This is a genomic window from Microbacterium thalassium, from assembly GCF_014208045.1.
Classification (GTDB): Bacteria; Actinomycetota; Actinomycetes; order Actinomycetales; family Microbacteriaceae; genus Microbacterium; species Microbacterium thalassium.
In genome coordinates this window covers 1,375,377-1,389,611 of the sequence record NZ_JACHML010000001.1, presented here as the reverse complement: position 1 = coordinate 1,389,611, position 14,235 = coordinate 1,375,377, and the positions used below count along the sequence as shown (strand labels likewise).

The window sequence follows — 14,235 nt, the reverse complement described above, 5'->3', positions numbered from 1 at the left end:
CTCCTACAATCGAGCGAGAAACACTCAGGATGACCGCACGAGGATCGGAGGTTCCCATGTCCGGCATCACGCCCGCGCTCCGCGCGACCACGGCGATCATCGGCGAGCCCGAGGTCGTCGAAGACGCCCGCACCGCCGAGACCTCCCGCGCGTGGCACCTGCTGAAGGACGCCGCCACGCGGCTGCAGTCCCTGCAGGCGCAGGACGGATCGATCCCGGATGCCGCGGACCACGCGCCCGCGCGCGAGCTCGTCACCGCGATCACCGCCGGCATCCGCGCCCTCGCCCCCGCCTTCCCGCACGACGGCGCCTATCTCGACGCCTCGGTCCGCGACTTCGAGCGCTGGACGGAAGGCGGCTTCGGCGTGCCGGACTTCCTCGACTCGCTGGTGGAGTTCCAGCCCCAGCAGCACCGCGTCGACGGCATCCGCCACCTCGTCGTCTTCCCGATGTACACGCAGAACGGCTCGCAGAGCCGGCTCGTCGAGGCCCTCATCGCCGAGGCGATCTGGCCCGAGTTCATCGCACGGCTCGAGACCGAGTACACCAACCGCCTCTTCGTGTCGCTGCGGCTGATCGACTTCACGCCCGGCTACGACACCAACTCGGCGGTGCTGTTCCCCGAGACGGTCGCGATGCGTGAGATCCCCGCGTTCACGTGGGGCGCGATCTTCCAGGACCGCGAGGCCGCGCGGTACCGGCGCGTCGTGCGGGCGGCGTCCGAGATCACGAAGCTCGACCTGCCCGCCGACGCGGCGCGGATGCTGGAGGATCAGGACCTCGCCGAGAAGACGTTCGTGATGTGGGACCTCATCCACGACCGCACCCACATGCGCGGCGACCTGCCGTTCGATCCGTTCATGATCAAGCAGCGGATGCCGTACTTCCTGTACTCGCTCGAGGAGCTGCGCTGCGACCTGACGGCGTTCCGCGAGTGCGTGGCCATCGACCGGCGCCTGAGCGCGCGTGCGGCTGCCGGCGACGCGCTCGACGCCGCCGAGGCGGAGATGCTCGAGCACGCGAAGCTCGTGCAGTACGCGGTGCTGTTCGACCGCATCTTCCGGTTCGCCATCACCGGCTCGCGCGTGCGCAACTACGACGGGCTCGGCGGCCAGCTGCTGTTCGCGTGGCTGCACCAGCGGGGCGTGCTGCATTGGACCGACACGTCGCTCGCGATCGACTGGGCCGACGTGCCCACGGCCGTCGTGGCCCTCGGCGATGCGATCGACGACCTGTACTGGCGCTCCATCGACCGGCCGAAGACCGCGCACTGGCTGGCCGCATACGACCTGATCCGTGCGACGCTGACGCCGAACCCGGCGTCGGCGTGGTCGCGCGGGCTGTCGGATGCGGTGCTCGCCGGCCCGCCGCGCGGGTACACCGACGCCGTGCTCGACGACGAGTTCCCCCTCTCGATGTTCTACGAGGCGCTCGAGAAGAAGATGCGCCCCGTCATCGCGTCCACGACCGGCATCACCGGCCGCGACTGACCGCGGCCGGATCGCCCCGCCCTCTTTCGGCCGGGTGGGCCCCTCTGGAACGGTGGACAGGGGGACGGCCCAGCGAGAGAGGGATGGCTCGATGACACAAGGACACCGGCTCGCCGGGCGCACCGTCCTGATCGCGGGCGCGACCAGCGCGAGCGGCGCGGCGGCGGCGCGCGCGCTGACGGATGCCGAAGCGCGCGTCATCGCGGTGGGGCGGGATGCGGGCAAGCTCGCCGACCTCGCGGCCGAGGTCCCCGGCATCGCCGTCGAGACGTGCGACCTGTCTGACGAGGCCGACGTGGCCGCCCTCGCCGAGCGCGTGCGCGCCGCGTCGGGCCCCGTGGACGGTGTGCTGCACCTCGTGGGCGGATGGCGCGGCGGCGGCGGGCTCGCCGGCCAGACCGAAGAGGACTACCGATTCCTCGAGAACTCGCTGACGGCGCTGCGCCATGTCACGCGCGCCTTCGACGACGACCTGCGGGCGTCGGATGGCGCCCGCCTCGCCGTCGTCTCGTCGACCGCGGTGACCCGCCCCCTCGCGGGCGGCGCGAACTACGCCGCCGTGAAGGCCGCGACCGAGGCGTGGGCGCGCGCGGTCGCGCAGGGGTTCGCGAAGGCGGCGCGCGATGCCGGGCAGCCGCTGCGGGCGGCCTCGGTGGTTTTCCGGGTGAAGACCCTGGCGGGCCTCGAGGACGACCTCGCGCGCGCGTTCTGCGCACTGTGGGGCGAGGACGCGGATGCCGTCAACGACACCGTGATCGACCTGAGCGGACGGTCGGCCTGACGCGCGACCTCCGCCCGCTCGGGGCTCTCAGCGCCGCGGGTCGACCGCCTCGGGACCGGCATCCCGGGTCGGCGCGGCAGCGACAGCCACGGATCCCGGCTCCCGCGCGAACCGCTCCGACAGCACACGGTAGGACCGCGTCAGGAACGCCAGTCCCGCAAGCACCGCGAGGATCACGCCCGCGAACACGAATACGAGCGCGATCCCGCGCGCCTCGCCCTCGCCCACGAGCCATCCCCACGCGTCCTGCCCGGCGCCGGAGTCCATGTGGGGGATGATCGCGAACTCCGCGATGGGTGCGATCAGGAACGCCGTCACGGGTGCGGCGGCGGATTCGAACGCGGCCGCGAAGCCGAACACGCGGCCCTGCTGCCGGAAGGGCACGACCTTCTGGATGACGGTCTGCTCGGCGGCCTCGACGGCGGGCACCATCGCCATGTACAGCCAGATCCCGACGGCGTACAGCAGCCACCACTCGCGGATGGTGAAGAGCGCGCCGACGATGCCCATCCCGACCACGAGCAGCAGCATCGTGCGGATGGGGTTGCGGCCGAGCCCGAACTTCGCGATCACGGCCCCGCCGACGATGAACCCGGTCGAGGCGACGCCGAGCACGATCCCCCACACCTCGACGCGGAAGAGCGTCAGACCGTACGGGTCCATGAGCGCCATGTAGACGCCGCCGATGAGGTTGTTGAGCGTCGTGAACAGGATCAGGGCCATGAGGCCCGGGACGGCGTCGATGGCGCGCAGCGCCCCGCGCACATCTATCGCCGGGGCATGCTCGGCGTCCGGCTCGGGCTGAGGCTCGGGGATGCGGAGTGTGAGCAGGTGCACGAGCGCGAGCGCCGTGAACACCAGGGCGATCACGAGGGTGCCGCCCATGCCGAGCAGCCCCACCGACAGACCGCTGAACACGCTCGTGACCATGAAGGCGATGCCGGTGACCGTGCCGACCATGCCGTTCGCGTTCGCATGCCGCTCCACCGGAACGAGCAGCGTCACGGTCGTCGACAGCGCGATGTTGCGCATGTTCTCGATCACCGAGCCGAACAGGATGATGCCCGAGAACAGCCAGAACCATGGTCCGCCCAGATCCAGCAGAGCCGACTCGGGCTGGGCCAGGTACAGCGCCCCGCCGACGAGGAACGATGCGAGCGTGACCATGCTCGACAGGACCATCACCCGATGCTTGCGGTACCGGTCGACGAGCGTGCCGAAGACCATGGCGAACATGGCCACCAGCAGCATGTACGCCCCGCCGATGATCCCCGTCGCGAGGACGGACTGCGTCTCGATGTACACCCAGAAGGTGAGGGCGAACCACAGGAAGCTGGTCGTGATGTTCGCCACCGCGGTGTTCACGAGCACCTGGACGAAGGTGCGCATGCCGTGCGGCGGCGGGGCGAGCTGAGCTCGCGCGTCGGGGGACGGTTCTTCCACGCCGAGAGCGTACTCCGCGCCGCCGACACCGCGATCCCGCCGCACTCCGGCGAGGACGTAGGCTGGAAGATCGTGACGACCATCCACGACCCCAACCTCCGCGGCTTCGCCTCCGACAACTACTCCGGTGTGCACCCCGAGGTCCTCGCCGCGATCACCGCGGCCAACGACGGCCACCAGATCGCGTACGGCGAGGACGTCTACACCGCGCGTCTGCAGGAGCTGTTCGTGCGGCACCTGGGCGACGGGGTGGAGGCGTTCCCGGTGTTCAACGGCACCGGAGCGAACGTCGTCGGCCTGCAGTCGATGCTCCCCCGCTGGGGAGCGGTCATCGCCGCGTCGACGGCGCACATCAACGTCGACGAGGGCGGGGCTCCCGAGCGGGTCGCCGGCATCAAGATCCTGAACGTCCCGACCGACGACGGCAAGCTCACCCCCGAGCTGGTCGACCGCGAGGCGTGGGGCTGGGGCGACGAGCACCGCGCCCAGCCGCTCGTGGTCTCGATCACGCAGTCCACCGAGCTCGGCACCCTCTACACGCCGGACGAGATCCGCGCCCTCGCCGACCACGCGCACGAGCGCGGCATGCGCCTGCACCTGGACGGAGCGCGCGTCGCCAATGCCGCCGCGGCCCTCGACCTGCCGCTGCGCGCCTTCACGCGCGATGCCGGCGTCGACGTCATGAGCTTCGGCGGCACGAAGAACGGCGCGATGATCGGCGAGGCGGTCGTGGTGATGAACCCCGATGCCGCGCACGGCCTGATCTACCTGCGCAAGCTCAACATGCAGCTGTCGTCGAAGATGCGCTTCATCTCGGCGCAGCTCGTCGCGCTGCTCGAGGACGACCTGTGGCTGCGCAACGCGCGCCATTCGAACGCGATGGCCCAGCGCCTGCGTCGCGGCGTCGAGGCGGGCCTCGCGGACGGCTCGATCCGCGGCGTTGCGTTCACGCAGCCCACGCAGTCCAACGGAGTGTTCGCGACGCTGCCCGACGGCGTCGCCGACCGGCTGCGCGAATCGTTCCGCTTCTATGACTGGGACGCGTCGCGCAACGAGGTGCGCTGGATGTGCTCGTTCGACACGAGCGAGCACGACATCGACGCGTTCATCGCCGCCATCGCACGCGAGACCGCCGGGCTCTGACGCGACAGCGGCGGCCGGGAAGTCCGGCCGCCGCTGCTGCAGTGTTCACGACCGGATGCCCGGCCGCCGATGTGCGACGCTCCTATGGATGTCAAGCGGGGTGTTCGAGGAGTCGGTAGAGGTCCCGGGCGATGTAGCGCTTGAGGCAGCGGATGATCTCGCGGCGTGATCGTCCTTGGCTGGTGCGGCGGTCGGCGTAGGCGCGAGTGCGCTCGTCGTAGCGCAGCCTCGATAGCGCGATCACGTGCAGGGCCCGGTTGAGTTGCCTGTCGCCGTGGCGGTTGAGTCGGTGTCGATGGGTGACTTGACCGCTGGTCGCCGGGATCGGGGCGACGCCGCCGAGCATCGCGAATGCGGCTTCGGAGTGGATGCGGCCGGGATGTGACCATGCGCAGAGGACTGTTGCGGCGACGATCGGTCCGATCCCGGGCTGGTCGAGCAGGTCGGGGCGCATCGTTCGGACGATGCGGAGGATCTCCTTCTCGTGTGCTGCGGCCTCGGCAGTGAGCTCGAGTGCGCGGCGCGCCAGAGATCGCAGCACGGTGACCGTGGTGCGGGTCTCCAGGTCCCAGGACGGGCTCAGCCGCAGCTTCGCGGCGGTGCGAAGCATCGCGGGCAGCTTCATGCCCCGGAACTTGACCCGGATCGGCTCGGGTGCGGCGATGACGAGACTGAAGACCTGTCGCTGCGCATCGGTAGATGACGCGACCGCGGAGCGGCGGGCCGCGAGCAGTACCGACAGTGCCTGGCGGTCGCCTGGGGAACGTGGTGTTCCGAGCCGGGGCCGGGACAGCGCCTCGCGCGCGGCGCGGATCGCGTCCAAAGGGTCGGATTTCGCCCCGTGGCGGCGCTGCGCGCGTTCGGGTCGATCCAGCTCGACGACCACCTCGCTCGACCGCTCGAGGTGACGGGCGAGACCGGCGCCGTGCCCACCGGTCCCTTCGATCGCCCAGGCCCGCAGCGTGCTGTGCTCGTCGGCGAAATCGACCAGCTCTGCGTATCCGGTCGCGGTCGCGTCGACGGTGAGCTGGGCGATCACCCCGCCCGTGCCGGCATCGACGATCGCGGCGGTGTGGGTGAGGACGTGCGTATCGACGCCGATGACGACGTCGAGCAGATCGGTCAGACTGTTCATGCGTTCTTCTCCATTGCCAGGACGGGACGTGGATCCCGGTCCGGGTTGGAGAATCGGCAGGACTGTGACGGGACACGAAGAGCGCGCCAACGCTCGACGGTCAAGCTCCTGATCAGGCCAGTCACTCCACTCGGGCCGGGGCCGGCGACCCCGAGCGGACAAGTCGCGCGAAAGGCACGAAGCCAGTCAGGCCAAGGGTCACGCTCGAAGCCACCGACCACAGCCCAGCACCGTCAGGCTGCGAACGCCATCCTCACAGTCAGTCCTCGTGGTCGTCCGACGCCGGCCACGGAGCGACCTCGGCCTCGACGTCGTCGGTCTCGACGGGCTCGGCCTGAGCCTCGTCCGCCTCCGCCTCAGCCTCGGGAGCCGCGTCCTCGGGAGCCGACTCCTCGGCGTCCGCCTGAGCCTCGGGAGCCGCGTCATCTGCGACCTCGGCAACCGGCGCCTCGGCGGCGGGGGCCTCGTCGTCGAACGACAGCCCCTCCTTCTGCTCGGCGCGGATGAGCTCCGCGACCTCGGCCATGAAGCTCGTCAGCTGGTGCTGCTGCCAGCGCAGCTGGCGCGTGCGATCCTCGGCGTCGCGCAGCACGGCCTGGGAGTGGACCGTGACGGTCTCGATGATCTTCTGGGCCTTGCTGCGCGCCCGGTCGAGGTGCTCGCCGGCGCGGAGCTTGGCGTCGGCCTCGACCTGCTGCGCCTGCGCCCGCATCAGGCGGTCGAAGTCGTCCGCCTTCGACCCGACGCGCTGGGCGTGCTCGAGGGCGGCGGCGACCTGCTCGTTGGCATCCTGGGTGATGCGCTCTGCGTGGGCGACCGCCTGGTTGTGGAGCATGAGGAACTCCTGCTGCGCGTCGTCCTGGCGACGCGTGAGCGACTCCTCGAACTCGAGCGCGCGCATGCGCAGCTCCTTCACGGCCTCCTCGGCCTCGCTGCGCTGCTGCGTCGTCTCGCGCGCCACGAGGGAGCGCAGCGCCGCCGCGCCCTTCTCGGACTCGGTGCGGATGGCCGCGGCCTCCTGCTCGGCCTGCGAGACCTTCTCGGCGGCGTGCTGCGCCTCGCGCTCGAGCTGGGCCTGGTGGGCCGTGAGCTCGGTCTCGATGCGCAGGCGCACCTGCTGGGCGTCGTGCTCGGCGCGCGCGATGATCGCCTCGGCGTCGGTCTGCGCCTCGCCGCGGCGCGCGTTGATCTCGCCGCGCGCGGCCTCGAGCAGGCGGTCGGCCTGGATCGTCGCGTTCTTGATGAGGGTGCTGGCCTGCTCCTCGGCGACGCGGAGGATCTCCTCGAAGTTGCGGCGGCTGTCGGACTCGCCGGACGAGTCGCTGAGCTCCTCGGTGAGCGCCTCGATCTTCTGCTCGGACGCGGCGATCTTCGCCTGGGAGGCGGCGAGCTCGGCCTCGAGCTTCGCGATGGTGCCGCGGTGCTCGGCATCCGATCCGCCGAGCTTCTCGGACAGGGCCTGGTGCTTCTTCTGCGAGTCGGCGAGGTCCCTCTCGAGCCGCGCGACGACCTCGCGCCGCTCGGTGTCGGCCGCGGCGAGCTCCTTCTCGAGCCGCTCGACGGTCTCGCGGGCGCGCTGGTGCAGCTGCTCGCCGGCGCGCTCGTGACGGTCGCGCAGCATCGCCGCCTTCTCGGTCTCGGCGCGCAGGCGGGCCGAGAGGTTCGCGAACGCCGCGTCGACCTCGTCCTTGTCGTAGCCGCGGAACGCGGTGGTGAACGCCACCCCGCCGCCGGCGCCTCCCGACGACTCGGGTGCGGACCCGCGTCCCATCAGCTCCTCGAACGGCGATGGGGACTCGGCGCCGGATCCGAACACCGGCGTCTGCTGATCGGTCATGGGGACTCTCCGCTTCTGGAACGCTGAGCACGCCGCAATCGGGTCCGTGCGCGCCCGGCGCGTGCTCCGCGACGCGGATGATCGCGGGATCGACAGGCGACGTCACGTCACCGACGGCGACGTCGTTATGGGGGGATGTGGGTCACGCAGCGGGGGGGGACTGCGATCTTCGGGTAGGAGAACTCTACCCGCCCCGCCTATGTGTGCCGAACGCGGCCCCAGCCGATGGGAGCGTCAGCTCCCGGCGAGCCAGTCCCGGTACGCGTCGAATGAGAATGGCCGGCCGAGGAACGCGCCCACCAGGTCCGTGGCGTCGCGACTGCCGCCGCGTTCGAGGATCTCGGCGCGGTAGCGGGCGGCGACACCGGGGTCCATGAGGTCGCCCGCGAAGGCGCTCAGCAGATCGCGCGCGATCACGAGGCTCCACTGGTACGTGTAGTAGCAGGCGCCGTACCCGGTCAGGTGCCCGAACCCGGCGTACGGATGCAGCCCCGGCAGGGGCTGGACGGGGCTGGTCGTGGCGTAGATCGTCTCGGTCGCGGCCTGCAGATCGGCGGGGTGCTCGACGTGGAGCCGGTAGGACACGGTGGCGTGGCCGAGCTGTCGGCGCACTTCGAGGGCGCGACCGAAGGCGTCGGCCGTGCGCATGCGCTCGACGAGTTCGGCGGGGATCGCCTCGCCGGCGTCGTTGCGGGCGAATGTCGCCAGGACGTCCGCATCCCACGCCCATTCCTCGAGCAGCTGGCTGGGCGCCTCGACGAAGTCCCACTCGGTCTCCACGCCGCTGAAGCGCACCCACGGCTGATGGCCGCCCAGGATCGCGTGGACGAGGTGTCCGAACTCGTGGAAGAACGTCACGACCTCGTCGTGCGTGAGCAGGCCGCGGGAGAAGTTGCACAGCAGCACCGACTCGGGCAGCTGCCTGCCCGCGATGCCGGGCACGAGGCCGAAGCACGCCGCGTGCCCGTACTTGCCGTCGCGCGGGTGCAGGTCGAGGTGGATGCGGCCGAGCCGGGCGCCTGCCCGCACGACGTCGTACGTGCGGACGTCCTCGTGCCAGCTCGGTGCGTCCACGGGCGTGTACTCGACGTCCAGCAGGCGCGAAGTCGTGGCGAGCACGCCGTCGACGACCCGCTCGAAGCGGAAGAAGGAGCGGACGAGCTGCGGGTCGACATCGAACCGCTCGTGCTTGAGGGTCGACAGCAGGTACCAGAAGTCCGAGAGCGCGACCTCGTCGGCGCCGGGCGCATCGCGGCGCAGACGCTCCAGGAGCACGGGGTACTCCTGCGCCGCCGCCTCCCGCGAGGCGGCGTCGAGCCTGCCGAGGAAGCGCGGGATCTCGGCACCGGAGCCGATCATGCGCGGCTCGGCCTCGAAATCCGCCCAGTCGGTGTAGCCGAGGAGCTCCGCGCGCTCGGCGCGCACCGCGAGGAGCTCCGCGAGCACCGGCTCGTTCGCGGGCCACGCCAGGTCGTTGTAGGCGGCCACCAGCGCCGCGCGCGTCGCGCGATCGGATGCGTATTCCCGCACGGGCATGAGGTCGGGGTAGTCGGTCGTCAGCCGCACCATGCCGTCGTCGCCGACCGGGTGGGCGTCGACGAAGTCCTGAGGCAGCCCGGCGAGTGCCGCGGGGTCGACGCGGATCTCGCGACGGCTCTCGCGCAGGTTCCGCGAGAACGCCACGCACAGCGCGCTGTCACGGTCGGTCAGTTCGCGCACGCGCTCGCGCGCCGAATCGTCGAGATCGACGCCGCCCCGGCGGAAGTCGCGGCGCAGGTGCGCCAGCATCCGCGCGGCCTGCCCGTCGAGGCCCTCATCGGCGGCATCCGCGAAGACCGCCCACAGTCCTCGGTCGAGCAGGCGCGAGCTCGCGAGCGACTCCGTCTGCTCGATCTGCGCCTCCGCGGCCTCGCGAACGCGGGCATCGGGGTGCGACTCGCTCACCAGGTAGCTCGCGTCGAGCGCCTCGCGAAGCGCGGCCTCCGCATCGTTCCACAGCCGCAGGCGCTCGAGCACGCTCAGCCCGGCGTCCGTCCGAAGCGTCTCGTCGATGTGAGCGACGCGTGCGCGCCGGCCCACGGGCCGATCGGTCGCGAACGCGATCCAGCCGTCGACGTCGGTGGGCAGCGGCAGCGGTTCGGTGTCGGTCACGCGTCGAGCCTACGGGCCGCGGCCGACGGTCCTGTCAGGGCAACGCCCCGACGCTCGCGAGAGCCATGCGCACGAGCGTTCCGCGCCCACCCTCCATCTCGGCGGCCAGCGACTCCGACGCCGCCTCCTCGGGTGCCATCCAGGTCACTTCGAGCGCGTCCTGCCGGGGCTCGCAGGTCCCGGTGACCGGCACCACGAAGGCGAGCGACACGGCGTGCTGCCGGTCGTCGTGGAAGGCCGTCACTCCCGGCAGCGGGAAGTACTCCGCGACCGTGAACGGCACCGGCTGGGGCGGAAGGAGGGGGAAGGCCATCGGGCCGAGGTCGTTCTCGAGATGCCGGAACAGCGCGTCGCGGACGGTCTCGCCGTAGCGGACGCGGCCGGAGACGATCGAGCGCGTGATCTCGCCGACCGGCGTCGCGCGCAGCAGGATCCCGACCTGGGTGACCATCCCCATGCCGTCGGTGCGGACGGGGATCGCCTCGACGTAGAGCATCGGCAGTCGCCGACGGACCTCGGCGAGCTCGATGTCGGTCAGCCAGGCGGGGTTGGAGACGCTGCCGGACGGCGGCCCGAAGGGCTCGTCGCCCGCCGGCTCCGGATCAGGAGTGCGAACGGCCATGCGTCCTGTATACCGCCCCCCGCGGGATGCGTGCACGACGGCCGCGAATGCCTCTATCCTTACCCTCAACATGCAGACAGGGGAATGACCGTGAGCGGCGACGACGGCGAGAGCACGATCCAGCGCATCCAGGACATCGTGGCGGTGTTCGTCCTGTCGATCACCGCCGTCCTGACCGCCTGGTGCGGCTTCGAGGCGTCCAAGTGGGGCGGCGAGATGTCGATCGCCTTCAGCCAGGCGTCCTCCGCACGCATCCAGTCGACCGCCGCCGAGGGCGAGGCGCAGTCGGCCCGCCAGCTCGACCTGAGCGTGTACACGCTGTGGATCGGCGCCAAGGCCGACGAGGACGACCGGCTCGCCGACTACGTCGAGGCGCGCTTCACACCGTGGTTCACTCCGGCGTACGAGGCCTGGGTCGCCGACGGCATGGTCGAGAACTCGCCGTTCGCCCGGGAGGAATACGTTCCCCCGGGGACCGAGGAGGCGGTGGAGCTGTCGGAAACAGCGGACGAGAAGTTCGCCGCGGCGCTCGAGAACAACCAGCGCGGCGACGACTATTCGCTGCTGACGGTCATGTTCGCCCTCGTGCTGTTCCTGACCGCCATGTCGCAGCGCGACGTCAAGACCTGGGTCGGGCGGGCTCTGCTCGGGATGGCGGTCGTCCTCGACATCGTCGGCATCGCCATCCTGCTGACGTTCCCGATCAAGATCTGACGGGCACGGCCACCGGCAGGCGATGCCGTCGGCGCGCGATGGCAGGATGGCATCCATGCCGGAACCGCTCGCCCTCGACGCCGCGGCCGTCCTGTGGTCGCATACCCCGACCGACCTCGCCGGGCGCCACCTGATCGTGCTGCTGCACGGCTACGGCTCGGACGAGCGCGACCTGTTCGGGCTGACGGCGTATCTGCCCGCCGAGTTCGTCGTGGCGTCGGTCGCCGCCCCGCTCGCACCGCCCTGGCCCATGCCCGGCCGCTCGTGGTACCCCATCGAGGGGCTCGACGGCCGAGATCCGTCGCACGTGACGGCGGCCGGCGAAGCCCTCATCGCGTGGGTGGATGCGCACGCCGCTCCGGCGGCATCCGTCGGTCTCCTCGGGTTCTCGCAGGGCGCCGCCGTGTCGCTGCAGGCGCTGCGGCTGCAGCCCGAGCGCTTCGCCTACGCCGTGAACCTGAGCGGATACGCCACCCCGGGCGCCCTCCCGCGCGACGCCGAGCTCGCCGAGGTGCGCCCGCCCGTCTTCTGGGGCCGCGGCACGCGCGACGACGTGATCCCGTCGCCGCTGGTCGAACACACCGTCGAGTGGCTCCCCGCCCACACCGACCTGTCCGGACGCGTCTACCCGGGGCTGACGCACAGCGTGTCCGAAGCCGAGCTCGACGACGTGCGCGCGTTCCTCGACAAGCAGCTGGAGGGGTTCGCGTCCGGCGCGGACTAGGACCCGCCGCTCCCGCGGCGGCGCTTGCCCTCCGACAGCGCGATCGCCATCGGGATGCCGATGCCCGCGCCGATGGCGATGCCCAGCGGGAGGTTGCCCAGGGCGACGCCGATCGCGACGCCGGCGCCGACGCCGATCGCGATGCCGGCTCCCCAGCTGGCGGCATCCGGCTTGCGCTCCTCTGGCGGGCCGCCCCCGTCGCCTCCGTCGGACATGCTCTGACAGTACCCGCACAGCCGCGCGGTGCACTATGGTTGCCATCGCCCCCTTCCCGAGTGTGAGGAACGAACCGTTGAAGAGCACCGACGCGACCGCGTGACCACGCGCTGATCCGTCGTATCGACGTGCCGGCGCCCCCATCCGCGCTGACCGTCGACCCGCCGCTCCTCCGGGCACCTCCGGCATACCGCCGTATCCGCTCGTGGCGGCATCCGCGTGTCAGCACATGACCGACACCGGAGGCCCTCATGCCCGCTCACACAACGACCCCCTCACTCGTCCTCGACCGCGTCTCGTTCGCGTGGCCCGACGGCACCCCCGCCCTGACCGACGTCTCGGGATCCTTCGGCACGGGCCGCACGGGCCTGGTCGGCCGCAACGGCTCCGGCAAATCGACGCTGCTGCGGCTCATCGCCGGTGGGCTGACGCCCGCCGCGGGCCACATCGCGCGGTCGGCCGACGTCGCCTTCCTGCCGCAGCGCCTCACGCTCGACGTCGACCGGGGCGTCGCCGACCTGCTCGGCGTGGGGGCGGCCCTCGGGGCGCTGCGCGCCATCGAGTCGGGCGACCCGGATCCCCGCCACTTCGACGCCGTCGGCGACGACTGGGACATCGAGGCACGCGCCCACGCGGCACTCGCCGAGGCGGGGCTCGAACCCGGCATGCTCGACCGGAGCGTCGGGGAGCTGTCCGGGGGCGAGGCGGTGCTGGCCGCCGTCACCGGCATCCGCCTGCGGCGCGCACCCATCACGCTGCTGGACGAACCCACCAACAACCTCGACCGCGACGCGCGCACCCTGCTGCACGAGATGGTGCGGTCGTGGCGCGGCGCTCTCGTCGTCGTGAGCCATGACACGGCGCTGCTGGAACTCATGGACGAGACAGCGGAGCTGTACGGCGATGAGCTGAGCGTGTTCGGCGGACCGTACTCGCAGTGGCGCGCTTGGCTGGACGCCGAGCAGGATGCGGCACGGCAGGCCGAGCGCGCCGCCGCCCAGGTCGTGCGGCGCGAGAAGCGCGAGCGCATCGAGGCCGAGACCAAGCTCGCGCGCCGTCAGGCCTATGGCCGCAAGGCACAGCTCGAGAAGCGCGTGCCCCCGATCGTCGCGGGCGGGCTCAAGCGCGCTGCGCAGGTCTCGGCCGGAAAGCTCCGCGGCGAGAAGGCCGACCGCGAGGCGTCGGCGCGCACCGCGCTCGATGCCGCGGAGCGCCGCGTCCGCGACGACGACACCGTGCGGATCGACCTGCCCGATCCGTCCGTGCCGGCGGGACGCCGGCTCGCCGAGCTGTGCGACGGCGAGCGCACGTGGGTGATCCAGGGCCCGGAGCGCGTCGCGCTGGTGGGTCCGAACGGCGCCGGCAAGACGACGCTGCTCGAACAGCTCGTGGCGTCGGCGGGAGACGGCGACGGCCACGCACCGGCGGTGAGCACGAATGCAGGAAGAACCGACGAAGAGGAGCGGATGCCGACCGCTGCGGCCCGGGTTCTCCTGCGTACGTGCACGGCGCGGGCGCTCACCGACCGCGTCGGCTACCTGCCGCAGCGGGTCGACGGGCTGGACGACGCGGCATCCGTCCTCGACAACGTGTCGGCGGCCGCCCCGGGGGTCGACGCGGCCCTGCTGCGCAACCGCCTCGCCCGGTTCCTCATCCGGGGCGCCGCGGTCGACCGACCCGTCGCATCGCTGTCGGGCGGGGAGCGATTCCGCGTCGCGCTGGCGCGCCTGCTGCTCGCCGACCCGCCGCCGCAGCTGCTGGTGCTGGACGAGCCGACCAACAACCTCGACCTCGACACCGTCGACCAGCTGGTCGCAGCGCTGTCGGCCTACCGCGGTGCGGTGCTCGTCGTCAGCCACGACGACGCGTTCCTGGCACGGCTCGGCCTGGACCGGGTCCTGGCGCTCACATCCGCCGGGACACTCGCCGACGTGGACGTCACTTCCTAGTCGCGCGGTGACGTCCGCCCGCGGTCGTCG

Annotated in this window: 12 protein-coding genes; 6 read left to right on the top strand and 6 right to left on the bottom strand. The window is 71.6% G+C overall.

Going from position 1 to position 14,235, the window contains the following annotated elements; translation table 11 throughout:
- Nucleotides 1-56: 56 nt before the first annotated feature.
- Nucleotides 57-1,490 carry a DUF6421 family protein gene (locus tag HD594_RS06405; protein ID WP_184750153.1) on the top strand — a complete coding sequence of 478 codons (1,434 nt, stop codon included), beginning with the start codon at nucleotides 57-59 and terminating at the stop codon, nucleotides 1,488-1,490.
- A 91-nt stretch (nucleotides 1,491-1,581) separates the two neighbouring features.
- Entirely contained in the window at nucleotides 1,582-2,271 is a 690-nt protein-coding gene (locus HD594_RS06400; RefSeq protein ID WP_184750152.1) for an SDR family NAD(P)-dependent oxidoreductase, read from the top strand.
- A gap of 27 nt (nucleotides 2,272-2,298) precedes the next feature.
- On the opposite strand, the gene HD594_RS06395 is transcribed toward HD594_RS06400, so the two are convergent.
- Nucleotides 2,299-3,660 carry an MFS transporter gene (locus HD594_RS06395; RefSeq protein WP_184752626.1) on the bottom strand — a complete coding sequence of 454 codons (1,362 nt, stop codon included), beginning with the start codon at nucleotides 3,658-3,660 and terminating at the stop codon, nucleotides 2,299-2,301.
- A 126-nt stretch (nucleotides 3,661-3,786) separates the two neighbouring features.
- On the opposite strand from HD594_RS06395, the gene HD594_RS06390 reads away from it, so the two are divergent.
- Nucleotides 3,787-4,857 carry a threonine aldolase family protein gene (locus tag HD594_RS06390; RefSeq protein ID WP_184750151.1) on the top strand — a complete coding sequence of 357 codons (1,071 nt, stop codon included), beginning with the start codon at nucleotides 3,787-3,789 and terminating at the stop codon, nucleotides 4,855-4,857.
- A 91-nt stretch (nucleotides 4,858-4,948) separates the two neighbouring features.
- On the opposite strand, the gene HD594_RS06385 is transcribed toward HD594_RS06390, so the two are convergent.
- From HD594_RS06385 to HD594_RS06370, 4 genes are all read right to left on the bottom strand, one after another.
- The gene (locus tag HD594_RS06385) at nucleotides 4,949-5,992 is read right to left on the bottom strand and encodes an IS110 family RNA-guided transposase (RefSeq protein ID WP_184750150.1); all 1,044 of its coding nucleotides are present in this window, start codon (nucleotides 5,990-5,992) and stop codon (nucleotides 4,949-4,951) included.
- A 259-nt stretch (nucleotides 5,993-6,251) separates the two neighbouring features.
- Nucleotides 6,252-7,829: a DivIVA domain-containing protein gene (locus HD594_RS06380; protein ID WP_184750149.1), complete on the bottom strand. Its 1,578-nt coding sequence runs from the start codon at nucleotides 7,827-7,829 to the stop codon at nucleotides 6,252-6,254.
- A 234-nt stretch (nucleotides 7,830-8,063) separates the two neighbouring features.
- A complete protein-coding gene (locus HD594_RS06375) occupies nucleotides 8,064-9,980 on the bottom strand; it encodes a M3 family metallopeptidase (RefSeq protein WP_184750148.1) in 1,917 nt (638 codons plus the stop codon).
- A 34-nt stretch (nucleotides 9,981-10,014) separates the two neighbouring features.
- Nucleotides 10,015-10,602, bottom strand: a complete 588-nt coding sequence (locus tag HD594_RS06370) for an NUDIX hydrolase family protein (protein ID WP_184750147.1) — start codon at nucleotides 10,600-10,602, stop codon at nucleotides 10,015-10,017.
- A gap of 90 nt (nucleotides 10,603-10,692) precedes the next feature.
- Between HD594_RS06370 and HD594_RS06365 the strand changes: the two genes are divergently transcribed.
- Both HD594_RS06365 and HD594_RS06360 read left to right on the top strand, forming a co-directional pair.
- Complete coding sequence (locus HD594_RS06365; RefSeq protein ID WP_184750146.1) at nucleotides 10,693-11,316, top strand: hypothetical protein; 624 nt, start codon at nucleotides 10,693-10,695, stop codon at nucleotides 11,314-11,316.
- 55 nt (nucleotides 11,317-11,371) lie between these two features.
- Nucleotides 11,372-12,040 carry an alpha/beta hydrolase gene (locus tag HD594_RS06360; protein WP_184750145.1) on the top strand — a complete coding sequence of 223 codons (669 nt, stop codon included), beginning with the start codon at nucleotides 11,372-11,374 and terminating at the stop codon, nucleotides 12,038-12,040.
- On the opposite strand, the gene HD594_RS06355 is transcribed toward HD594_RS06360, so the two are convergent.
- Nucleotides 12,037-12,255: a hypothetical protein gene (locus tag HD594_RS06355; RefSeq protein ID WP_184753014.1), complete on the bottom strand. Its 219-nt coding sequence runs from the start codon at nucleotides 12,253-12,255 to the stop codon at nucleotides 12,037-12,039. The two genes, HD594_RS06360 and HD594_RS06355, sit on opposite strands and share 4 nt — an antisense overlap.
- A gap of 252 nt (nucleotides 12,256-12,507) precedes the next feature.
- Here HD594_RS06355 and HD594_RS06350 point away from each other — a divergent pair, with 252 nt between their 5' ends.
- Entirely contained in the window at nucleotides 12,508-14,205 is a 1,698-nt protein-coding gene (locus HD594_RS06350) for an ABC-F family ATP-binding cassette domain-containing protein (protein ID WP_184750144.1), read from the top strand.
- The last annotated feature ends 30 nt before the right edge of the window (nucleotides 14,206-14,235 follow it).

What these genes read in the sequence shown, in the direction of transcription:
- HD594_RS06395 (WP_184752626.1), bottom strand. Translation starts at nt 3,660, where the DNA reads ATGCGCACCTTCGTCCAGGTGCTCGTGAACACCGCGGTGGCGAACATC.
- HD594_RS06360 (WP_184750145.1), top strand. Translation starts at nt 11,372, where the DNA reads ATGCCGGAACCGCTCGCCCTCGACGCCGCGGCCGTCCTGTGGTCGCAT.
- HD594_RS06370 (WP_184750147.1), bottom strand. Translation starts at nt 10,602, where the DNA reads ATGGCCGTTCGCACTCCTGATCCGGAGCCGGCGGGCGACGAGCCCTTC.
- HD594_RS06400 (WP_184750152.1), top strand. Translation starts at nt 1,582, where the DNA reads ATGACACAAGGACACCGGCTCGCCGGGCGCACCGTCCTGATCGCGGGC.
- HD594_RS06355 (WP_184753014.1), bottom strand. Translation starts at nt 12,255, where the DNA reads ATGTCCGACGGAGGCGACGGGGGCGGCCCGCCAGAGGAGCGCAAGCCG.
- HD594_RS06405 (WP_184750153.1), top strand. Translation starts at nt 57, where the DNA reads ATGTCCGGCATCACGCCCGCGCTCCGCGCGACCACGGCGATCATCGGC.
- HD594_RS06380 (WP_184750149.1), bottom strand. Translation starts at nt 7,829, where the DNA reads ATGACCGATCAGCAGACGCCGGTGTTCGGATCCGGCGCCGAGTCCCCA.
- HD594_RS06350 (WP_184750144.1), top strand. Translation starts at nt 12,508, where the DNA reads ATGCCCGCTCACACAACGACCCCCTCACTCGTCCTCGACCGCGTCTCG.
- HD594_RS06385 (WP_184750150.1), bottom strand. Translation starts at nt 5,992, where the DNA reads ATGAACAGTCTGACCGATCTGCTCGACGTCGTCATCGGCGTCGATACG.